At 59.0% G+C, this 20,771-nt stretch carries 20 protein-coding genes; 12 read left to right on the top strand and 8 right to left on the bottom strand.

The window, feature by feature from the left end; translation table 11 throughout:
• Positions 1-2: 2 nt before the first annotated feature.
• From G518_RS0102740 to G518_RS0102700, 9 genes are all read left to right on the top strand, one after another.
• On the top strand, positions 3-989 hold the full coding sequence (locus G518_RS0102740; RefSeq protein ID WP_028601209.1) for a Bug family tripartite tricarboxylate transporter substrate binding protein: 987 nt from the start codon (positions 3-5) through the stop codon (positions 987-989).
• 11 nt (positions 990-1,000) lie between these two features.
• A complete protein-coding gene (locus G518_RS0102735) occupies positions 1,001-2,083 on the top strand; it encodes a phosphotriesterase family protein (RefSeq protein WP_051235897.1) in 1,083 nt (360 codons plus the stop codon).
• A gap of 212 nt (positions 2,084-2,295) precedes the next feature.
• Positions 2,296-4,878 carry an FG-GAP-like repeat-containing protein gene (locus G518_RS0102725; RefSeq protein ID WP_028601207.1) on the top strand — a complete coding sequence of 861 codons (2,583 nt, stop codon included), beginning with the start codon at positions 2,296-2,298 and terminating at the stop codon, positions 4,876-4,878.
• A 136-nt stretch (positions 4,879-5,014) separates the two neighbouring features.
• A complete protein-coding gene (locus G518_RS0102720) occupies positions 5,015-6,106 on the top strand; it encodes a helix-turn-helix transcriptional regulator (protein ID WP_028601206.1) in 1,092 nt (363 codons plus the stop codon).
• A 24-nt stretch (positions 6,107-6,130) separates the two neighbouring features.
• Entirely contained in the window at positions 6,131-7,237 is a 1,107-nt protein-coding gene (locus G518_RS0102715; RefSeq protein WP_028601205.1) for a helix-turn-helix transcriptional regulator, read from the top strand.
• 252 nt (positions 7,238-7,489) lie between these two features.
• Positions 7,490-8,032 carry an RNA polymerase sigma factor gene (locus G518_RS0102710; RefSeq protein ID WP_028601204.1) on the top strand — a complete coding sequence of 181 codons (543 nt, stop codon included), beginning with the start codon at positions 7,490-7,492 and terminating at the stop codon, positions 8,030-8,032.
• Between the two features lie 36 nt (positions 8,033-8,068).
• Positions 8,069-8,440, top strand: a complete 372-nt coding sequence (locus G518_RS0102705; protein WP_028601203.1) for a LiaI-LiaF-like domain-containing protein — start codon at positions 8,069-8,071, stop codon at positions 8,438-8,440.
• 18 nt (positions 8,441-8,458) lie between these two features.
• Positions 8,459-8,662, top strand: coding sequence for a LiaF transmembrane domain-containing protein (locus G518_RS39110; RefSeq protein ID WP_084651362.1), 204 nt, complete (start codon positions 8,459-8,461; stop codon positions 8,660-8,662).
• Between the two features lie 170 nt (positions 8,663-8,832).
• Complete coding sequence (locus G518_RS0102700) at positions 8,833-10,311, top strand: lactate permease LctP family transporter (protein WP_028601202.1); 1,479 nt, start codon at positions 8,833-8,835, stop codon at positions 10,309-10,311.
• Between the two features lie 58 nt (positions 10,312-10,369).
• Here G518_RS0102700 and blaOXA read toward each other — a convergent pair whose 3' ends face one another.
• The gene (gene blaOXA / locus G518_RS0102695) at positions 10,370-11,179 is read right to left on the bottom strand and encodes a class D beta-lactamase (protein WP_028601201.1); all 810 of its coding nucleotides are present in this window, start codon (positions 11,177-11,179) and stop codon (positions 10,370-10,372) included.
• 164 nt (positions 11,180-11,343) lie between these two features.
• On the opposite strand from blaOXA, the gene G518_RS0102690 reads away from it, so the two are divergent.
• The gene (locus G518_RS0102690; RefSeq protein WP_028601200.1) at positions 11,344-11,685 is read left to right on the top strand and encodes a YciI family protein; all 342 of its coding nucleotides are present in this window, start codon (positions 11,344-11,346) and stop codon (positions 11,683-11,685) included.
• A 45-nt stretch (positions 11,686-11,730) separates the two neighbouring features.
• Here the strand turns inward: G518_RS0102690 and G518_RS0102685 are convergent, their stop codons facing one another.
• Positions 11,731-12,681, bottom strand: coding sequence for an aldo/keto reductase (locus G518_RS0102685; RefSeq protein ID WP_028601199.1), 951 nt, complete (start codon positions 12,679-12,681; stop codon positions 11,731-11,733).
• 271 nt (positions 12,682-12,952) lie between these two features.
• Here G518_RS0102685 and G518_RS0102675 point away from each other — a divergent pair, with 271 nt between their 5' ends.
• Positions 12,953-13,165 carry a DUF4287 domain-containing protein gene (locus G518_RS0102675; RefSeq protein WP_028601198.1) on the top strand — a complete coding sequence of 71 codons (213 nt, stop codon included), beginning with the start codon at positions 12,953-12,955 and terminating at the stop codon, positions 13,163-13,165.
• Positions 13,166-13,209: 44 nt separating this feature from the next.
• Here the strand turns inward: G518_RS0102675 and G518_RS0102670 are convergent, their stop codons facing one another.
• The gene (locus G518_RS0102670) at positions 13,210-14,880 is read right to left on the bottom strand and encodes an IPTL-CTERM sorting domain-containing protein (protein ID WP_028601197.1); all 1,671 of its coding nucleotides are present in this window, start codon (positions 14,878-14,880) and stop codon (positions 13,210-13,212) included.
• 172 nt (positions 14,881-15,052) lie between these two features.
• Between G518_RS0102670 and G518_RS0102665 the strand changes: the two genes are divergently transcribed.
• Positions 15,053-16,024, top strand: a complete 972-nt coding sequence (locus G518_RS0102665) for a helix-turn-helix transcriptional regulator (protein WP_028601196.1) — start codon at positions 15,053-15,055, stop codon at positions 16,022-16,024.
• 73 nt (positions 16,025-16,097) lie between these two features.
• Here the strand turns inward: G518_RS0102665 and G518_RS33640 are convergent, their stop codons facing one another.
• Genes G518_RS33640 through G518_RS0102640 form a run of 5 tightly spaced genes read right to left on the bottom strand, consistent with a single transcriptional unit; the run spans position 16,098 to position 20,690 of the window.
• A complete protein-coding gene (locus G518_RS33640; protein ID WP_036593209.1) occupies positions 16,098-16,808 on the bottom strand; it encodes an ABC transporter ATP-binding protein in 711 nt (236 codons plus the stop codon).
• A complete protein-coding gene (locus tag G518_RS33635; RefSeq protein ID WP_051235895.1) occupies positions 16,801-17,586 on the bottom strand; it encodes an ABC transporter ATP-binding protein in 786 nt (261 codons plus the stop codon). Before G518_RS33635 ends, G518_RS33640 begins: the two co-directional genes overlap by 8 nt.
• Positions 17,583-18,839 (bottom strand): ABC transporter substrate-binding protein, encoded by a 1,257-nt coding sequence (locus G518_RS0102650; protein ID WP_051235893.1) that lies wholly within the window; start codon positions 18,837-18,839, stop codon positions 17,583-17,585. The genes G518_RS33635 and G518_RS0102650 overlap by 4 nt, the downstream gene beginning before the upstream one ends.
• A gap of 45 nt (positions 18,840-18,884) precedes the next feature.
• Positions 18,885-19,835 carry a branched-chain amino acid ABC transporter permease gene (locus G518_RS33630; RefSeq protein WP_051235891.1) on the bottom strand — a complete coding sequence of 317 codons (951 nt, stop codon included), beginning with the start codon at positions 19,833-19,835 and terminating at the stop codon, positions 18,885-18,887.
• Between the two features lie 3 nt (positions 19,836-19,838).
• Complete coding sequence (locus G518_RS0102640) at positions 19,839-20,690, bottom strand: branched-chain amino acid ABC transporter permease (RefSeq protein ID WP_028601194.1); 852 nt, start codon at positions 20,688-20,690, stop codon at positions 19,839-19,841.
• Positions 20,691-20,771 lie beyond the last annotated feature (81 nt).

Here is a 20,771-nt window from a genome sequence, read left to right as displayed (position 1 = left end):
TCATGGAAAAATTCTGGCGTTTCCCGGTTCTTCGCCGCGCTTTGCTCGGGCTCGGTGTTGTTGCAGCATGCGCTGCTGCACCGGCGCTCGCAGCCTATCCGGAGCGTCCTGTGAAAGTGCTCGTGGGGTTCTCTGCAGGCGGCACGACGGACATTGCGGCGCGCATCATTGCCGCTGAGCTAACCAAGACCCTGGGCCAATCGTTTGTAGTGGAAAACAAGGCCGGTGCGAGCAGCAACCTGGCGACCGCTCAAACCCAGGCTGCGGCGCCTGATGGGTATACCTTGTTGGTCTTTGCAGTGACCTCGGCGATCAATCAGACCTTGTTCAAGAACCTCAAGTTTGATATCACCACCGATTTCGAGCCCGTTGCCAACTTCTTTCTCTCGCCTAATTTGCTGGTGGTTAACCCATCACTTCCCATTAAGAATGTGAAAGAGTTGGTGGAGTACGCCAAGAAGAATCCAGGCAAGCTGGCTTTCGCATCTGCTGGAACAGGTGGCTCGACGCATATGGCTGGTGAGCTCTTCAAGATCCAGGCAGGCGTTGACATGCTCCACGTTCCCTACAAAGGGAGTGCTCCAGCTCTTCAAGATCTGATCGCAGGTCAGGTGCAGCTGAGCTTTGACAACATGCCATCAGCCTTACCCCATGCCCGCGCTGGCAAGCTACGTGCGCTTGCTGTGACGAGCCGCGAGAGATCACCAAGTGCGCCTGATATTCCCACAGTGGCGGAAGCTGGCTACCCCGAATATGCAGTCTCCGCATGGTTTGGAATGCTTGCTCCCAAAGGCACTCCTTCTGACATCGTGATGAAGCTCAACGCGGCAGTCAACAAGGCGCTGGCGGAGCCGTCAGTTCGTCAGAAGCTGGACCAGATGGGCGCCATTCCTTCGCCTATGACGCCAGCCGAGTTTGGCCGTTTCGTGAAGGCGGAAACCGACATGTGGGGTAAGGCTGTTCGCGCTTCTGGCGCGACCAGTGAGTGAGATCGCCTGCCATGTTCAATCAACTTTTAGCTGAAGACGCGGCCAAGGTTTCTAGCGATGAACTTCGCGGGAAGATTCAAACAGTACGCGGCCTGATAGAGCCGGATTCCCTGGGCAAGACGCTGATGCACGAGCACTTGCTGTGGGACATTCGAAGCGCCGAGCAGAAAGCTGCCGTGGATCAGGGGCCGGAGATTACGCTGTGCAACTGTTTCAAGATCAACTATGGCCGCTTGAAGGTTCCACGAAACAAAATCTTCAGGAGCTGGGAAACCGCAACCCGTGAAGTTCAGCTCATGCTTGATGCAGGTGGGAATTCCATCGTCGAGCTCAGCAATGGCGGCTTGGCGCCAGATCCGCTTGGCCTCAGAAAGATCTCGGAAAGCACTGGTGCTCACGTGGTGATGGGCTGTGGTCATTACGTGGATGCCTATCAGGACGAGAGCAACCGTGACCGTTCCGTTGAAAGCTTTGCCCAGGAAATCAGATCGCAAATTCTTGAAGGCGCATGGGGCACAGATGTGCGTGCCGGCATCATTGGAGAAATTGGATGCCAGGCGCCCTGGACTGACCTGGAAAAGAAAGTCATGCTTGGTGCGCTGATTGCACAAGCCGATACCGGCGCTGCGCTGAATGTGCACCCGGGCCGCCACGAGGACCAGCCGCAGGAAGTGATCGATTTCATGATCAGCAACGGCTACCCCGTGGAACGAGTGATCATCAGCCACATCGATCGCACGATCTTTGATAACGAACGTATTCTCCGTCTTGCGGACACTGGGTGCGTTCTGGAGTTTGACCTCTTCGGGCAAGAGCATGCCTACTATTCGCTAGGCGACATTGACGGACTCAATGATGCGATGCGTTTGAAGTACATTCGCACGCTCATCAGCCGCGGGCATCTATCGCAGATCGTGATCAGCCACGATATTTGCCACCAGACCCGCTTGGTGAGCAATGGTGGCCACGGCTATGGGCACATCTTCGAGAACGTGATTCCAATCATGGACCGTCATGGGTTCACTGAGCAGGAAAAGGCTGCAATTCTGGTGGAGAACCCCAAAAGACTGCTGACCTTCGCCGGAGGGCGTTGACCTGCGTCATTGAGCGGCGTGGCTTGTCACGCTTTGACTTCGTCAGCCAATCGCGCCAAACCATCCCCGGCTTCTATTTTCTCGTCGACGCAATCATTTGCGATTGAACCCACCCCTGGGGGTGGGGCGTTGTAGCACTTAACTTCCTAGACTGATGCCATCTACAGTCGGAATTAAGAGCAATGAGAACTTTAACAATAGCAAGCAGATGGATGCAAAGAGCGAAACGCGTTGCCGCCAGCGTGGCTGCAACTGCCGCGTTCTGCGCTGTAGCGCTGCCAGCGCAAGCGGCCAATATTTACGGGCCAGCGGAGTTACAGGCCAATAGCGCAAGCAACGCTCCAAACGTGTCGACGGCCGCCGTCAGCGCGGACTTTAATAATGATGGTTACCCAGACTTGGCGGTGGTCAATGAAAACACCTCCCAGTTGCTCATCTATCTCGGCACGCCCATTGGCGGCCTGGCGCTTACGCGGGACTTCAATAACCTGGTATTCGGTTTGCAAGTACCTAGGAGCATTTCTGCCGGAGACATCGATGGGGATGGCAAGATTGACTTGGTTATTACTGATTCTCTGGGGGTATCAGTATTAAAAGGATCAGGTAACAATAACGCCGATTTTAATGCATTTGGTATTCAAAGACCGCTGCTTTCGGATGCTGATACTGGCGCCTTTAATGCGAGCCTTGCGGATCTCAACCACGACGGGAAATTGGACATTGTTGTTGGTGTGCATGAGTATGGTAATTTTGGTGGGACTGATTACTTTGAAGTTTTGCAAAATGTGGGGTTCGGGAATTTCATATTAATTGGACAATATGAAGTAAGTAGCAGCGGGTATGCTGCTCGCTCTTCCATAAGAACCTCGCATCTGGCTGATATTGATGGCGACGGGAAAACTGATCTGATCTTTCGTGGCAGCTACGAAGGAACGAATATTTCATGGCTAAAAGGGCTAGGGAATGGAGGTTTTTTACCGCAGGCACAATTGCTTGGAGTAGGCGCTGGCGCCACGGACCTCGAGGATATTGAAGTCGCTGATATAGACGGCGACGGCAAAGTCGATATATTGATGCAGAATTCCTACGGCCAAGGCGTATGGATGGCCAAGGGTGTTGGCAATGGTATTTTCTTACCGAGCACCAAGCTTTATGCCACAGGCTTATCTGGGGGTGGCGAGCGTGATATGGGGCGAATCATCATTGCCGATGTGAACGGTGATGGTCGGCTGGACCTTATATCGGATGGCTATGTAGGACTGCAGCAAGCCAACCACACCTTTGTTTTAAACGAGCATATTGGTTATTCGGTCACCCGCATGCTTGCGGCAATTGACATTAACCGTGATGGTCGCGTGGATCTGGTGACATCTGGCCCCGGTGCCGGGAAGATTGCTGTTTTCAAAACCATTGCCCTCGCTGCTGCGTCAGTCGGGAATACCGGCACGCCGCAAAGCACGGTTTTCAATACCAGTTTTGCGCAATCCTTGACCATCAAGGTGCTCGACAGCAATGGCGTGGGAGTGCCTGGCTTGGCGGTGAGCATTACCCCAGTGAACCCAGGGCCCAGCCTGCCAGTAGCGTCTACCGGCTCGGGCACCACCAATGCGCAAGGTATTTTTAGCTATACCCCAGTGGCCAATGGCGTGATGGGGTGCTATGAGATGAAGGGAACCATTGGCATCTTGGGCAATATGCCGATCTTTTCTTTGTGCAACACCAACACGAATAGCCTGGCGGTGACGGCCGGCGACAACCAAACCACCCTGGTCAACACGGCCTTTGGCACGCAGTTGCAAGTGAGGTTGACCGACGCGTCGAATGATCCGAAGGCCGGTGTCACGGTGACATTTGGCGGACCTAGCGTACCGTCGCGTGTGACGCTTTCTTCGACTACAGCGGTGACTGATGCGAACGGGTACGCGGCGGTCACGGCCACAGCTGCAGGCATGTCTGGTGCCTATAGCGTCAGTGCCACAGCGCCGAACACGGCGGGAACGTCGTTCAAGCTGTCAAACTCCGCGCCTGCCGGAGCCGCTGCCGCGATTGCTTTTGGCGTGTCTACTCCGCAATGGGCATATGTCACCCAGCCATTCTCAGGGCCCGTCACTGCGCATGTCCAAGACTTTTTTGGTAATCCAGTGCAAGGCGCCACGGTTATTTTTGCCATCACACCTGATGCCGTATCGGGCGCCACGGCGAGCTTCTCCGCACTCACAGCGGTGACCAACGCCGCAGGGGACGCGCAAGTGAGCGCGACGGCCAACGGGTTTGTGGGCACCTACGCTGTGAAGGCCAGCGTGCAAGGCAGTGCATTGGTCAGCCCTCAAAGCCACCTGCTGAGAAACATTGCGGATCTGCCAAAGTTCATGACAACGGCGAGTGGCACGCCACAAAGCACACCAATCAACACGGCTTTTGTCCAGAAACTGCGGGTGCAAGTCACGGGCTGGGATGGCAGCGTGACGCCGCAGGTTCGTGTCTATTTCCTGGCATCCGGCGGGGCGGTGTTGTCTAGCGAAAGCGCCCTGGCCGATGCCAATGGTTTTGCGGAAGTCACGGCCACCGCCGACGCCACGGTGGGGACGTATCAAGTCAGTGCTGTGGTGTATGACACCGTGCTTGAGGAACCTATTACACAAACGTTTGACTTAACGAATATCGCTGGTTCAATTCCACCCGTCGTCTCCAGCAACCCCGTGCCCGTGCCGGTGCCGGCGGTCAGTCCGGTTGGCCTGCTGGGCCTGTCATTGGCCATGCTGGCCTTGGTCCGGCGCCGCCGAGCAAGGCGCTGAGCGTTCTGACTGCTCAATAGGTATTTCGCCTTTTTTCGCCGGTGAATACTTATCCCTACCCCTTGGGGTGGGGCGGAGAGCGCGGTGTATGTGGTAGGTTGTTACAAAGTGCACTAACAACCGACTGATCCACACCATGTCTCTTTCTCGAGTTCAGCAGCAAGCCCTGGCGCGCGTGCAGCATATGGCCTGCTTGGATTTCAACGGGCCGCAACTGATCGAGGCCCTGTTTCACGAGCTGCATCACCTGATCTTTTTTGACACGGGGGGTTATTTCTACCCCGGCAGCGAGGGTGCGATGGGGGCCTACATCGAGCCTTCGCTGGCGCGCGACATGATGCACATTTACTTCGACCCGGAGATCATGGCCAGCGAGCGAAAAGTGATCCGGCGCAGTGCGCACGACTTTGCTGCTGCGGTGCGTGGTGACCACGGGCCGCAGATGATGGAGCAGCTCATTACCGTGCCGATTGCCGAGTTGATGCGCAGCGATTTTTACAATCTGACGCTGCGCCCGGCAGAACTGCTGGACTGCCTGAGTCTGGTGTTGCGCACGCCTCAGGGCGCCGGTGTGGGTGCGATCAAGCTGTATCGCGGGACGCAGGCGCCGCGCTTCGGCCCCGAAGAGGTGGCCATGATGGCGCAGCTGGAGCCTTGGCTGGCGCGTGTGCTGCAGCTAGGTGAGGCGGATGCGAAGGACACTGTGGTGCATGACAGCGCCATGTTGGTGGCATCCCCGCAGGGGCAACTGTTGTGGACATCGCCCGAGGCCGACCGGCTGATGGCTCTGGCGTTCGAGCCGCGCTGGTATCGGCGCAGCGAGCTGCCGCCCGCGTTGCAGGCATTGCTGCGGCGCCTGGAGTACGCCCGCCAGGGCGCCAGTCTCCCTGAGCCACCGCAACTGGATTTGCACAACGCCAGCGGCACGTTCTCGCTGCGCGCTACGCTGATGGAAGCGGTCGCTGGCGAGGGCAGGGCGGTAGGTATCGCCATCACGCAGCGTGTGCCGCGCGTAGCCAAATTGTTGCCCACGCTGCGCGCCCTGGGTCTTCCGCAGCGCCAGCATGAGCTCGCCTACTGGCTGGTCCGTGGCCTGCCTGAGGAGCAGATTGCCACGCGCATGGGCATCAGCGCGAATACAGCCACCTACCATCGCAGGCAGGTGTACATACGGCTAGGGGTGCAGAATAGGCAGGAGCTGCAAGCGTTTTTGTTTGCACCGCAGTGATGCGGCGCAAAGCGCCTATCACCCATGCAAAGTTCCCATATTCATCAGCAGGCCACTGAGCGCCTGCAATTAATGGCCTGTCTGGATTTCAGCGGGCTGGCGCTCATTGAGCCAGTGATGCATGAGCTGCACCAACTGATCGCCTTTGATACGGGTGTTTATTTCCACCCCGATGCCAGCGGGGCTCTGGATGCGTACATCGAGCCTTCGGTAGCGCGCGAGTGGATGCACCGCTATTTTGATCCGCAGATGGCGGCGCTGGAGCACGAGGTCGTCAACTACAGCTCGCACGACTTCGCCGCCGCCGTGCGGCATGAACATGGGGTGCGGGTGATGGAGCAGCTCATCTCCGTACCCAGGAGCGTATTCGTTCGCAGCGATTTCTACAACCAGGTGGCGCGACCATCCGAGCTGCAGGATTTTTTGAGCCTGGTGTTGCGCACACCGCAGGGGCGGGGCCTGGGTTCGCTCAAGCTATGCCGCAAGCCGGGCGCCCCGTGCTTCACGCCCGCAGATACGGCAGTGTTGGCGGGGCTTGAACCTTGGCTGGCGCGCATCCTGCAGACCGGAGAGCTGAATGCGCAGGACAGCGTGGTGTGCGACAACGCCATGCTGGTGGCCACGCCTCAGGGGCGGTTGCTGTGGTCATCGCCACAGGCTGACCGGCTGATGGCTCTGGCCTTCGGGCTACGCTGGTACCGCCGCAGCGAGCTGCCGCCCGCGTTGCAAGAAGTGTTGTTGCGCCTGCAATCTGTCCAGCAACCTGCGCTCAGGAGCTCGAAGAACCTATCTTCAGCATTGCCGCAACTGGAGCTGTACAACGCAAGCGGCTCTTTCACGCTACGCACCACGCAGATGGCCGATGCCAAGGGTGAGGGCCGGGCGGTGGGTATCCACATCACCCAGCGGGTGCCGCGTGTGGCGCATTTGCTTTCCGCACTGCGGGCGCTGAAGTTGCCGCAGCGCCAGTACGAACTAGCCTACTGGTTGGTACGAGGCCTGTCTGAGGAGCAGATCGCCACGCGCATGGGCATCAGCGCCAATACCGCCACCTACCATCGGCGGCAGATCTACACGCGATTGGGGGTGAAGAGCCGCAAGGAGTTGCAGGGGCTATTGTTGGCGCCTTAGCTGAGCGAGGTTGAGTAGGCTGAGTTCGAAAGGCACGGAGTCTTCTTCGGGACCCACTTGAGCTGCCGGGACCGCCGAGCTCCCGCTCAGCAGCTTCATGCTCGCACTTGGCAGGGGCAGCTGCATCGTCTGGCAAGGGATAGGCGAGCTGTAATCGCGCCTAAATTCCGTTCGTCCACAATATTTCCTGTGCTCGTACGTCTTCCTAGTATGGACGCCGTAGTCAGCCCGCCCCCCGCAGCACAATTCGCCATGCCGACCAATGTTTCGCGTTTTACTGAAGTCGTTAAGCGCGAGCGGTCGCGGCTGGGTAACTTTATCCGCGGCCAGGTGCGTGATGCTGCGGAGGCAGAGGACATCTTGCAAGACGTATTGCTGGATTTTTACGCCGCCACCGAAACCATTGAGAAAGCCAGTGGGTGGCTATTTCGAGTGGCCAAGAACCGAATCATTGACCGTTCACGCAAGAAAAAAGAAGAGCCGTTTGCGCCCGTTGACGGCGAAGAAGGCCGAAGCTGGCTTGAAGAGAGTCTGCCTGATCCCGCTGCCGGGCCTGATGCAGCCTATGCCCGTTCGGTTTTACTGGCCTCTATACAAACCGCTCTACAAACGCTTCCGCCCGAACAGCGCGACGTATTTGTTGCGCATGAGATTGAAGGCCTTTCGTTCGCTGAGATGTCCGCCCAATGGCACGTGCCGCAGAACACCCTGCTTGCGCGCAAGCGTTACGCCGTGCTGGCCTTGCGTGAAAGGCTACAAGCCGAGTACGGCGAATACGGCGATTTCATCATCTAACGCTCACTTATTTGCACTTTTTTGTTGGAGAAAGCCATGCGTATCTTTCCATTTGCCCTCATCGCCATAGGCGTGTTTGGGGTGCTCAAACACTTCGGTTTCATAGACCCCGCCTTTGTGCAGTTGTTCTGGCCTTTGATTTTGATAGGCATTGGCATCGCCATGCTTGCGCGTGGCCCACGTTGGCGCGCCGACATGCGTGAACGCATGCAAGACCGTTGGGAGCGGCGCATGAATCGTCAATTCGGCCCCGGCTGGACCAATCTGAGCGAAGAAGAACGCAATCGCTTTCGCGCAGGTATGCGGCAGTGGCACTCTCATGGTGGCCCTGCAGGCCACTCACACTTTCCCGCCTCCACAAAAGAAACATCTTCCTCGAAGCAGTTCGCTCAGCCACCCACCTCTTGATTCAACCTAGAGCACATCATGAGAATCCTTCCTCTTGCATTTATTGTTATCGGCTCGCTTGGCGTCGCCAAATACCTGGGCCTGATCCCCGTCGGCATGTTTCCCCTCATTGGCCCGGTCTTGTTGATTGCGCTCGGGGTGGCACTTCTATTTCGTCGTCCACGCCACTGCCGGGGCGAATGGCGCGGCCGTAGAGACGTCGCCAAGACAACCACTCCATAACTCGAGACCGCCGGCAGGCTGAGAGAGGCCCCGGCGGTTTGCTATTTGCAAGGGTGTTGCTTTCGGCTTGGCCATGACAGGCCATGACAGGCCTTGCGGCCTATTGCCCTCAGGGCCGTGGCGTCCGCTACCATCAGCGGGATGACCCAGCTTTCCCCATCCCGGCTTCAATGACCTACTTACTATGGTCAATGCCAGCGTTTGTCATGGTGCTGGCCATTTGCAGTGGCCGTGTCAGTATGACGAATGCTGCGGTGCTGGGGCTTTTGTCTGCCATCCCTATCGCATTCACCACGGGGCCAACGGCATTCGGAATAGAGCAATTGAGCCACGCACTCACGCGTGGTTTCTGGATTGGGGCCACCATAGCGCCCTATATCCTGGGTGGGCTTTTTTTCTGGCGAATTGCTTCGCATAGCAAGGTTCAAACCGAAAGCGCGGATACGGCTTTATCAGGTGCCTCTGCAACGCAATCGCCGCTGGCCCGGCGCCGGAGGCTGTTCTTTGCTTGCTTCCTGGTGGGCCCATTTGCGGAGGCCGCTACGGGCTTCGGTGCCGGAATGTTGGGCACCGTGACCTTGATTCGCCACATGGGCTTTGCTCCTCGGCATCTCATGGTCTTTGGGTTGCTGAGCCAAACCATGATTCCTTGGGGTGCCATGGGCAGCGGGACTCTCCTGGCAGCCGCGTACGCGCGCATTCCAGCGTCCGTGCTGGGGCTTTACTTGATGGTGCCCATCAGCTTGTTCATGATGATATGGCTGCAGTTGTTCTGGCGGACCATGCGGGCCGCAGGCTGGGAAGTCTCAAAAGGGGAGTGCATCCGCGAAACTGCGTGGATCGCCACAGGCTTGGTCTTGCTGGCTTTTGCCACCTGGTACCTAGGGCCCGAAACAGCTCTTCTTGCAGCCTATGGCCCCTTGATCTTGCTGCGTTACTTGGTCGATGAAAAGCCGGACCTTGCCAGTGCCCGGAAGGCAGCAATACGAGCCATGCCGTACGTGGCGTTGATCAGCGCGCTAGTACTGACACGGCTGCTGCCACCTCTCAAGGATGTCCTTGGGAGCATATTCAGGATTGCACCTTTTGAGGATCTGCCTGCGTGGTCCCCGCTCTTTCATGCGGGCTCCTGGTTATTGGCCGGTGGTGTGGTCACTGCTTGGGTCCGCAGGCAGGCCCAGCTCATTCCTTTGGAAGCTACCGCGGCATGGGTGACCGGCAAGCATGCGGTATTAACCGTATTCCTGTTTGCCATGATGGCGGAAGTCTTGTCTGCCGCGGGTATCTCGGGGGCCAGCGCGCAGGCCATGTTTGCTGCGCTGCATGAAAAAGCGATTCTGGTCACCCCGTTGATCTCAAGCGCTTTCGGTATTCTGACCAATAGCGGCAACGCTCCCAACAGCCTGTTCATGCCCTCTCAACTCGCTCTGGCTGCGCAGGCTAGTCTGAGCCTGCCAGCCGTTGCCGCATTGCAGCACGTATCAGGCACCGCCATGAGCATCTTTTCACCTGTTCGGATGACGATCGCCGCGGGTATGGCACATGGAGTGGGGCAGGAGCGCCTGGTCTATCGCGCGCTTCTGCCTTACGCAGCTTGTTGTCTTGCTGTGCTTATGCTGGGGGCGCTATACATTGCTTTTTTCATGTGAGCACTACCAGGCGTAGCCGGGAAGTTCGACCGCGACCACATTCAGCTCCACTCGCTCATCAACGCAAGCGAAGGCTTGCAGTAGATAGCTCCTCCAATAGCTGATCTCTTGCACGGACGCCCGCATTCGGTTTTTGCGCTTTTTCGTCCTGAATGAGTCGGGCGAACACCAACGTTTGCGTGCCTTTGGTTGCCCATCCAACGTACCAGCCATACGCTTGATCCGCCCGATATCTGTTGTCCTGACCTGGTGAGCCCGTGCCTGTTTTCCCGTAAATACGCCAGCCGTCCAAATGCATATCTTGCCTTGCAATGGTGGCTGTCATCTCATATGCGTGGGCACTCACAGGCAGTTGACGATTCACAAACTTTCGCAGGAAAGAAACTTGCTCATTGGGCGATATTTGAAGCGATGACATCACCCAAACACCATGGCTGCTTGACGCTTTAACGGGTACGGCCGAGACATCCTTGTTCCCATACCCGAAGGCCTCTACGTATTTCTCGAAGCGAGCTTGTCCTAGCTGCTTCAACACTTGTTGGGAATACCAAAATACAGATACCTTCATCCAGTCGGCAGGATCGATGTCTCGTCTCCATGCGTCTCCAGCCCAATCGGGGTAGCCGACCTGATACGGCCATGAAGGGTTTTTTGCATCAGATAGAACGCCAGAGTCGAACCCCATCACGCTAATGGCGAGCTTGAAGGTCGACGCGGGAGTTACGCGCGTTGCACAGTGTTGGCCGGTTTTCAGGACGGTGTCACCGCTGGCTGCGTCGATGATCAGTGTGCACAACTCACCGGCAAATGACGTGGGTGCTGAGAACGCCAGGGTTGACGTAAGAACAAGTGCCGTGGCTCTGCGCATGTTAGGCTTTAAGTGTTGAAGTTTGAATTTTCGCCGACAAGACGGCTTCGCCCCTCGGTCCAGTGAGCTTGAGTTGGACAGGTCACAAACACGGGAGACGCTGCCGGCCCTCACCCCAGCCATCTCCCGCATGCGGGAGAGGGAGTGATTACTCGAGACCAACGATGACCAAATTCCTGATCTCCTTTCCTGCCGGTGCGATGAAAGTCGCCCCTGAGGACCTGGCCGCCGTGAGCGATGCTTCGCACCAGGTCATCCGGGAGGCCAAGGAAGCTGGCGTGTATGTGTTCGGTGGCGGAGTCAACGCAGAGGTTGCCACACGCATGGTGGCTCCAGACGGTACTGTTACCAATGAAACCTATCCCCAGACCAAGGAGTTCGATGGGGGCTTCTGCGTGCTGGAGCTTCCGTCTCGCGAAGCCGCCATTCTCTGGGCGGCAAAACTCGCCAAAGCTTGCCGCTGCTCGCAGGAGCTCCGCGAGTTTGGGTATGACCCCGAAAGCTGAAGGCTAGGAGTCTGCGCGGCTGGGGGCGCCCAGCCGCGCAGACTCCTAGGCGCCAAGGGCCCGGTTGCGCCAGAAGGAGGCCTCAGGAATGATGCCCATGCCGGCTCTGGCGTTGTCTACCATGTGCTCAGGTCGGCTGGTTCCTGGGATGACACAGGTCACTGCGGGGTTGCTGAGCACAAACTTGAGAAGCACCTGCGCCCAGCTTGCGCAATCGATTTCCTTGGCCCAACCAGGCAACGGTTTGCCTCGCAGTTCCCTTAGTAACTCGCCGCCACCAAACGGCTTGTTTATCAATACGGCTACGCCTTTGTCTGCAGCCAAAGGGAGCAGGGTGTTGGCAGCGCTTTGATCATCGTAGGCATAGTTGATTTGCAAGAAATCCAATTGTTCACGCCTGAGTACCTGCTCTACCTCGCGGAACGCCGAAGGGGTGTAGTGCGTGATGCCAATGTACCGAATCTTCCCCTGTGATTTCCAACCCCGAAGAGTCCTCAGGTGTGTTTGCCAGTCCACCAAGTTGTGAACCTGCATCAGGTCCAGCTTGCTGACGCCCAGCAAAGAAAAGGACTCATTCATCTGTGCAATGCCCGCCTCACGCCCAGATGTCCAGACTTTGGTGGCCAGGAACGCCTTGCTCCGATGCTTCGATTTCGCCAGTAACTCTCCGGTAGTCTTCTCAGAGCGGCCGTACATGGGTGAACTATCTAAAACAGTGCCGCCAGCTTCGAAAAGCGCGTCGACCACGCCAGGCAAGCGCAGGTACTCGGCGCTCCCTTCGGCATGCCCAAAGCCCTGCCAGGTACCACATCCAACCACAGGAAGAAGTTCGCCTGTGGTGGGGATTTTCCGTGTGATCATCTTGCTTCCTTGGACATCCTGGGAGGCAGAAAATGCCGTGCTCCCGAGCGTCGCCGCCACTGTGGCGGCCGCGGTGGCTCGCAGGAACTGCGCTCGGCTGACGCCTGTGGCTCGAAGTTCACCAGGTCGGGTCATGTGCTCTCCAAAGAAGTTGCTGCAACCTTAGCACTCGTTGAAAAGCTTATATGCCACAGGGGGGAGTTCGCGTTTCCACTCATAGCCTGGCGTTCCCAGACATCAAAATGCCGAAGTCAGTTTACAGTTGGCGCTAGCGCGATGGGTTGGGCGTGGTTTCGGCGCCGGTAGTGGCCATGTAGTTGGTCGCGGTGGCCTGTCGGGGGAGTGCCTGCTGCCGCAGCATGGCGGGGGGCATACCTCAAGAATATTTCGAAAGGTGTTTCAGTTCATGGCTACTTCAAACACAGTTAAAGGCCCAGCCTCCTATTTCCCGTCCATAGAGAGCAAGTATGGAAAGCCCATCAGCCACTGGATGGAAGTCCTGCAAGCGGCGGGTCCCTTGAAGCACATGGAGTATGTTGCTCTTCTGAAGACCGAACATGGGATGGGGCATGGGCATGCCAACGCGCTCGTGGCGGTGCACTTGGCCGCCAGCAAGTAGCGACTGGCAACGGCGAAAATCTTAGGCTGGCGTGTTCACACGACCTACTTCGCGCCGTGTTTTCCTGGGGCCCGACCGTCGTTTTGCTCAAGATCGGAGTCTACGGACCGTGGCGCGCGCAGTGCTCCCACACCTAACAAGAGGGCAGACAGCAAGGCCAAACCTAATTCGCCCATTGTGGGGACCGCAGCGACCTTGCTGCCACCGTTACTCACTGGCCCGGCCTGTATAGCGACGCACTGCGAGAATTCAGACGTACCGAATTGCCCGCCGTAGTCCACCGTAGCGGTCATGGTGAGCGGTGTGCCTACAGGTAGATTGGGCAGCGCCATGCTGCCGCTGTACTGACCGCCGTTCCCGCTCACGCTGACACTGCCCAGATAGGTGCGGCCAGGGCCCCAGCCGCTTGCGCCACATTCGGTGTTGCTGAAGAGTTCGAAACGTACTGGGTATTCCAGAGGGCCGTTTGTCAACATGAAGTTCACCACACCCGCCGTCGCGCTGGTAATAGTGGGGCGCGACATGCCGACCACAGAGTTGGGCGCTCTGCTGCCTGGGGCTGCGCCTTGCCCCGTGGCCGTGTCGATCAGCTCGATGCCTTCGCCTACAGTGGCATAGATGCTGTTTCCCAGGACGCTCATGAAGCTGATGCTGGTGGCGTTGTTTGTTTGGCGATCAGCTCGTATTCCGTTGCCACGCCAGTGTGCAATGGTGTTTCCGTCGGCGGGGTTGGTGGTGCCTATCTGCGGGAAGTAGGGGCTTTGGTCGTGGCTGCCATTGGTGATGAACACTCCGTGGCGGCTGTTGGCGCCGGTGAGGTTGGCGCCATCTGTGCCCACGCCAATTCGGTTGGTCCGCAGGGCGATGTGGTTGACCCCACCATCAATGTAGACTCCTACGTCTTGGGCACCAATGACGTTGTGCTCCGCCATGGTGTTGTCTGAAGATCCCACGTACAGGCCTTGGCCAGTGGCTATCAACGCATTGCCCGTGCGATCTGTCCCGATGAAGTTGCCCGCCACGCGGGCCGAGGTGGCACCGAAGGCGCTGATGCCCGCGCTTGAGCTGGGCGCAACTATGAGGTTGCGGTCCGCCGGCTGAGAGCCACCCGCGGTGGCATAGGCAGCTTCATTCTGAATTCTCACAGCGTCGCCTTCATTCGGCAGGGGTGTGAATCCATCAAGATCCACGCCGACGAAATTGCCTGCTAGGGTGAGACCGGTCAGATTGCTGCCACCTTGCCCATCAATGAGCACGCCGGCTCCGGTGAAACGTGTGATGGCCACCCCACGCACCACCGAATTGGATGCGCCGGGGAGAAAGCGCAGGCCAGGTGTTCCCGATGGGCCAATATTGCCGCCATCTATGCGCACGGTGATGATGGCGTTGTTGCCTGCGGCCAGCGTGTTGGGGGTGCCTCCGTTGGTGTAGCCGTCGATGGTGAGCTGGTGAGAGATAGAAGGCAGCGATGTGTCGATGCTGATCGTGGTGGGCGCGCCGCTAAAGTCGAACGCGATGGTGTGCATTCCCGGCAGGGCGCTGGCTTGCTCAATGGCCGCGCGCAGCGTGCAACCGTTGCCTTGGGCGTAGCACACGTTGTCGCCCAGGGCATGGTCAGGGGCGTCGTCCGAGCGGTTGACTGTGAAGGTGGCGGCCCATGAGGCCGATGGCATCAGCACACAGGCCAGGAAAAGCAAAGCAAAAGAATTGGGCACGGGGAAGATTCGAAGGAATGCGTTGCCCCGTATTCTTAGAAATACCTCATCACCTGTATTGGCTGCGTGCGCCACGCAATTGTCTGTACACGACATTAGCGAAAACACGGGTAAATGGCGCGATGCGATCTGCGACACTTTTCATTACAGTACGAAGAACGAGGAACTGTGCATGACGACTTCCGTAGACGCTGCTGCTCCCATGGCCACCATACGCCTTTCCGGCCTGCACGCTGGCCGCGAGATGCTGGCTATGCGTGAATACCTTGCCAGTGTTATGCGGGTGGATCTTGCGCCCCTGGATGCCACCCAGCCGCTGCGCTATGAAGCGAGCTTGCGCACCGTGCCGGGTGCGAGCTGGGGTGGCGCCCGGGTGAGCCCTGTGCGCACCACGCGTACGGCGGCACTCTGCAAAGACGGCCAGGACGACCTGATGCTGCTCATGCCGCAGGCAGAGACGCTCATCGAGCAGCCTGGGCGAGAGGCGCTGCGAGTACGGCCCGGCGGTGCGGTACTGGTGTCGCAGGCGCGGCCCATGCAGATCAGCCAGCAAGCCGGAGCGGCCTGGATGCTGCGCGTGCCGCATCGCGATGCAGCCCGCATGCTGCCGCGCCTGAGCGATGCTCCTATGATTGCGCTGCACGAAGACACGCCCATGCTGGGGCTGCTGCAGCGCTATGGCAAATTGCTGGAATCAGAAGCGCTGCGGGGTGCGGCTACCCAGCAACTGGCAGCACGCCAATTGCAGGACATGCTGGCCGTGGCCCTTGGCCAATCGCCTGACTACGCCGCCTGGGCTGAGCAGAACAGCCTGGCCTCCGCCCGATTGCAAGCACTGCGCGCCGATATGGCTGCACATTTGACCAGCAGCCGTCTTTGCCTGGAGTGGCTGGCCGCGCGCCAGGGCCTATCACCGCGTCACCTGCAGCGTATGCTGGCCGCAGAGGGCACGAGCTACCTTGATACTTTGCGCCAGGTGCGCGTGCAAGCGGCTTACGCCATGCTGAAGGATCCAAAGAACGCGGCGATGAGCATCACAGCGATCGCGTACGCGTGCGGGTTTTCAGATGCACCGGGGTTGAACCGGGCTTTCCGGCAGCACTATGGCATGACGCCTGGGGAAGCCCGATGGCATGCAAGGTGATTAGCCAAACCCGGTCCCAAGGGGAGGTCGCCCTCGCGGCATTGATCTTCACGCCAATCCGCGTCCGAAGACCTTAAACGCCTAGATAGCGGTGCAGGGTGGCGGTGTCGTTCGCGAGTTCTCTTCCCGTGCCGTTGTAAACCACCGCGCCCGTTTCAAGCACGTACACAGAGTCCACCACGGACAAGGCACTGCGCAGGTTCTGCTCCACCAGCAAGACCGTCATGCCCTCGGCCTGCAGGGTGCGGACAGCCTGTTCAACGTGCTGCACGATCAACGGCGCCAGCCCCTCAGTCGGCTCATCCATCAGCATCAGGTCCGGGTTGAGCATCAGGGCCCGGGTGATGGCCAGCATCTGGCGCTCTCCGCCTGAGAGCTGATTACCTCGGTGGCCACGGCGCTCGCCCAGCCGGGGAAACAGCTCGTAGGCCCGCTCCACCGTCCAGGGTTGACGGCCCGATGAGACTGGTCGACGCGGAATGATCTCCAGGTGCTCCTGTACCGTTAGAGAAGGGAACAAGCGGCGCCCCTGTGGCACCAGGCCTATGCCCAACATGGCCACCTCATTAGGCAAGAGGCCGCACAACTCCTGCCCGTTCCAGCGAATGGAGCCAGTAGTCACTTGCGGTGGTTTGACCTGCATGATGGAGCGGATCAGGGTGGTCTTGCCGGTGCCGTTGCGTCCCAGCAGGCCGACGACTTGGCCGACTTCCACCGTCAGATTCACCGCATGCAGAATCTGCGCTTCGCCATAGCTGGACGATACGGATTTGATTTCAAGCATGGCTGCTGGCTGTTCCAAAATAAACTGATTGCACCTTCTTGTCCGAGCGCACTTCTTCCGGCGTTCCATCGGCGAGCAGGCTTCCATAGTAGAGGCAGCTGACGCGGTCGGCCAAGCCGAGCGCCAGCTCCATGTCGTGCTCAATGAGCACGATGGTCAGCTCGCGCGGCAAACGGCGGATGGTCTCGGCCATGGGGCCTCGCTCGGCCGGTGAAAGGCCGGCCGCGGGCTCGTCAAGCAGCAGCAAACGCGGATCATTGGCAAGCGAAATCGCCAACTCCAGCAAGCGTTGCTCGCCATAGGACATCGCCCCTGCGCGCACATCACGGCGGTTTTGCAGGCCACACATGCTCAGCAACTCGTCGATGCGCGCACTGCTGGCCGCATCTGGGCGAGTGCTGGTGAACATATTGAGTTGGCCACCGCCGCGCCCGCGCATGGCTAGCACCAGGTTTTCCTGCACGCTGAGGCCGGAGAACACGTTGGTGATCTGGTAGGTTCGGCCCAATCCTGCCCGCGAGCGGCGCATGGCAGACCAGGATGTAACATCCTGGCCGAATAGGTTGACCTTGCCAGCGCTCACACCCAGCTCGCCTGACATCAATGCGAACAGAGTGGTTTTGCCCGCCCCGTTCGGACCAATGAGCACGTGGCGCGTGCCGGCCTGAATGCGGAGCGTGACATCATCTACCGCCTTCAAGCCACCAAAGCTACGGCTCACGCCGTGCAGCTCAATGGCCGCCGCGCCTGCGTTTGCCGCTGAACTCGCTAGACTCATTTGGCAATGCCTTGGAAGGCGCGGCTGTACGCAGGCTGCTTCAAATACTCCACGGGGTTGTAGTTCCAGAACTGCGAGACCTGAGGGTAGGTCTCGACGACGGCATTCACCAGCTTGCCATCGGCGCGCTTGACCACGCGGCGAATGTACACGTCGAACACGGGGTTGCCATAGGCATCCATCTTCACGCTCTTGCCAAACGGCGTGCCTTCAATGGTCTCGCTAGACAAGGCAGAAATGAGGGCGGCGGAGTCTTCGGAGCGGCCATTGATCTTCTTCAGTGCGTGGGCCAGCCACATGGCGCCGGTGAAACCTTCGGCAGCGAAGATGCCTGGCAACTTCTTGAACGCCTTTTCGTAGTTGTCCACGAAGCGTTTGGTGTCGGGCGAATCGCGCCCTTCGGCGAAATGGGAGCTGGAAATGATGCCCTCACACTCGGCGGCATTGAGCGTGCGAATCACGGATTGATCGGTGACGTTTTGGGAGGTGATCAGCGGGATCTTGTCCTTGAAGCCATAGTTCGACCATTGCTGCAAGATACGCGCGGAGTCGGCACCCGTTTGCACCGAGAACACCACATCGGGGTTCAGGGCTTTGATCTGTCCAAGGTAGGTGCTCAGGTCTGGCGTGTTCAGTGGATGCCAGAACTGGCCAGCGACTGAACCCCCACCCTCGGTAAAGACCTGCACGAAACCACCAACCTGCTCATGGCCAAAAGCGTAATCCTGGCCGAGAGTGACCACGCGCTTGTAGCCGCGCTTGCGGGCCCAGTCTGCCAGGGGGCGCGTGATCTGGCTGGCAGAGAAACCACCGGTGCGCAGCACATTGGGAATACGGCCACGCTGGGTGAGTTCATCGGCGGCCACCGCTGGCATGAGATAGGGCACATTGGCCGTCTTGGCGTATTCAGCCACCGCCAGGCCGGTGTTCGCCAGCACGTTGCCCACCAGCATGTGCACACCTTGCTGCTGGTGCAAACGGCGTGCTTTCTGCATGGCTGTGTCGGGGTTGGAGCCATCGTCCTCCACGAGGATTTCCACCATTCGGTTCCCAATCTTCAGGCCGTTTTGTTGCCAGAACATATTCCACCCATCCAGCAACTCCCGGCCTGTGGAGGCTGCCACGCCAGTGAGCGGGCTCATGAAGCCGATTTTGATCGGGCCGGTCTGGCCGAAGGCTAGCGGGCTCAGTGTCGGCAGCATAAGTGCGGCACCGGCTTGGGCGCTGTTCAAGATGAAGTTTCTGCGTTGCATGCTTGTCTCCTAGGGTATTGAAAGTTCGAAGGACGGGAACGGGATTCAGGGTGGCGTCGTCTTGGACGAACCCTTCTTGAGGCGCTCAATCACGGTGCGCGCCGTGCCCAGCAGGCCTGTGGGGGCGAACAACATGGTCAGCACAAACATCACGCCCAGCACCATGGCCCAGCGTTCGGTGTAGAAGCTCACCAGGTTTTCCAGGGCGATCATCACGCCCGCACCAATGAAGCCCCCCCACAAGGTGCCAACGCCGCCCAGGATGGCCATCAGCAGGCCTTTGGTGGACTGCGCCAGCGCCACGCTGCTGGGGCTCACAAAGCTGTTCAGGTACACGCCCAGCACGCCGGCCACGCCGGCAACGAAGCCAGATACCGTAAATGCGAGAGCGAGTGTCAGCGGCACGTTGTAGCCCAGGGTGCGCATGCGTGTGCTGCTCTGCTTGATGCCACGCAGTGCAAGGCCGAACTGGGAGTTCACGACGCTGCGGAGCGCAAAGAAGGTGAGCGCCACCGCCGCGAGCACGAACCAGTAGAAATGGGCGTTGTCCTCCAGGCCTTCTGGTCTGGCAATGCCCCGCAGGCCGCTCTCGGCGCCCGTGACCGAGACCCAGCGGTAGGCCACCCCCCAGACCACCATGCCCAGCGCCAGCGTGAGCAGCAGGAAGTACACGCCTTCTGTGCGCACGGCCAGCAAACCAAAGACCAGAGCCAGCAAGGTGGCGGCCCCCACACCCAGTGCAGCGGCCATCCAGGGATCAATGCCCGCAGAAGTCTGGCACCAGGCCACCACATAGGCGGCTGTACCAAAGATCGCTCCGTGACCCAGTGAGGTGCGGCCAGCCACACCGGCCAGCAGGTCGATGGAGGCTGCAAACAGGCCAAAGATCAAGATCTCGGTCAGCAAAGTTTGCGGGTAGGCATTCAACCAGAACGGAGCGCTCACCAAGGCCAGGAACAAAACCAGCGCCAACAGAAGCGGAGTGCGTTGAATCACGTTTCAGGCCTTTCCAAACAAGCCAAGAGGGCGGAAGGCGAGCAGCAATGCCATCGGCCCAAAAATCACGAAGTAAGCCAGCTCGGGTAGCCATAGAGGCCCGAACGTTGCCAGGCCGCCAACCAGCAAACTGCCAATCGCTGCGCCGCCCAGGCTGCCTCGTCCGCCAATGATCACGATCGCCAGGCTGAACACCAGGATTTCGGAATCTGCCGTGGGATACAGCGTGAGGAATGCACCACCCAGAACACCGCCCAAGCCGGCCAGAGCTGAGCCCAGCATGAAGGTGAACACGAAGAGGCGGCCAATGTTGACCCCCATGGCCTGCACCATTTCCTTGTCGTCGACGCCCGCGCGTATCAAGGCGCCCAGGCGAGTGCGGTTGTAAACCAGCCAGAGCAACACAAAAGTGGAGAGCCCTGCGGCCATGACGAACACTCGGTACTTGGGATAGAACGCTTCGCCGATTTCCATCGCGCCGCGCAGGAACTCAGGAATAGGTACGGTCAACGCATCACCGCCCCAGATCACCAGCGCCAGATCATTGATGACCAGCGCCACACCCAGCGTGAGCAAGACCTGTTTCAGATCCTGGTCCTTCACGCGCTCCAGCAGGAACCGGTCCAGCAGGTAGCCGGCCAAGGCTACCGAAGCAGTGGCCGCGAGGATGCCAAGCAGAAAACTCTCTGACGAGCGTGCCACCGTGAGGCCTATGTAGCCCCCCAGCAGGTACAAGGCTCCGTGCGCAAGGTTCACCACCCGGAGCAGGCCAAAAATCAGCGTGAAACCACTGGCCACCACAAACAGCAAGGCCGCCAGGGAGAGCGCGTTGGCGATCTGTATCAAGGTCCCCATCACAGACTCACTTCCGGGTTGAGATTGATGCCGCTTCCCGGCAGGAAGGCGGGCGTACGGGCGTGCTGGTCAGGGCGCGCC

Source organism: Ottowia thiooxydans DSM 14619, assembly GCF_000422885.1.
Taxonomy (GTDB): Bacteria; Pseudomonadota; Gammaproteobacteria; order Burkholderiales; family Burkholderiaceae_C; genus Ottowia; species Ottowia thiooxydans.
This window is presented reverse-complemented; position numbering and strand designations above follow the sequence as displayed.

Coding starts and splice junctions, on each gene's coding strand:
- G518_RS0102740 (WP_028601209.1), top strand. CDS start 3: ATGGAAAAATTCTGGCGTTTCCCGGTTCTTCGCCGCGCTTTGCTCGGG.
- G518_RS0102735 (WP_051235897.1), top strand. CDS start 1,001: ATGTTCAATCAACTTTTAGCTGAAGACGCGGCCAAGGTTTCTAGCGAT.
- G518_RS0102725 (WP_028601207.1), top strand. CDS start 2,296: ATGCAAAGAGCGAAACGCGTTGCCGCCAGCGTGGCTGCAACTGCCGCG.
- G518_RS0102720 (WP_028601206.1), top strand. CDS start 5,015: ATGTCTCTTTCTCGAGTTCAGCAGCAAGCCCTGGCGCGCGTGCAGCAT.
- G518_RS0102715 (WP_028601205.1), top strand. CDS start 6,131: ATGCAAAGTTCCCATATTCATCAGCAGGCCACTGAGCGCCTGCAATTA.
- G518_RS0102710 (WP_028601204.1), top strand. CDS start 7,490: ATGCCGACCAATGTTTCGCGTTTTACTGAAGTCGTTAAGCGCGAGCGG.
- G518_RS0102705 (WP_028601203.1), top strand. CDS start 8,069: ATGCGTATCTTTCCATTTGCCCTCATCGCCATAGGCGTGTTTGGGGTG.
- G518_RS39110 (WP_084651362.1), top strand. CDS start 8,459: ATGAGAATCCTTCCTCTTGCATTTATTGTTATCGGCTCGCTTGGCGTC.
- G518_RS0102700 (WP_028601202.1), top strand. CDS start 8,833: ATGACCTACTTACTATGGTCAATGCCAGCGTTTGTCATGGTGCTGGCC.
- blaOXA (WP_028601201.1), bottom strand. CDS start 11,179: ATGCGCAGAGCCACGGCACTTGTTCTTACGTCAACCCTGGCGTTCTCA.
- G518_RS0102690 (WP_028601200.1), top strand. CDS start 11,344: ATGACCAAATTCCTGATCTCCTTTCCTGCCGGTGCGATGAAAGTCGCC.
- G518_RS0102685 (WP_028601199.1), bottom strand. CDS start 12,681: ATGACCCGACCTGGTGAACTTCGAGCCACAGGCGTCAGCCGAGCGCAG.
- G518_RS0102675 (WP_028601198.1), top strand. CDS start 12,953: ATGGCTACTTCAAACACAGTTAAAGGCCCAGCCTCCTATTTCCCGTCC.
- G518_RS0102665 (WP_028601196.1), top strand. CDS start 15,053: ATGACGACTTCCGTAGACGCTGCTGCTCCCATGGCCACCATACGCCTT.
- G518_RS33640 (WP_036593209.1), bottom strand. CDS start 16,808: ATGCTTGAAATCAAATCCGTATCGTCCAGCTATGGCGAAGCGCAGATT.
- G518_RS33635 (WP_051235895.1), bottom strand. CDS start 17,586: ATGAGTCTAGCGAGTTCAGCGGCAAACGCAGGCGCGGCGGCCATTGAG.
- G518_RS0102650 (WP_051235893.1), bottom strand. CDS start 18,839: ATGCAACGCAGAAACTTCATCTTGAACAGCGCCCAAGCCGGTGCCGCA.
- G518_RS0102640 (WP_028601194.1), bottom strand. CDS start 20,690: ATGGGGACCTTGATACAGATCGCCAACGCGCTCTCCCTGGCGGCCTTG.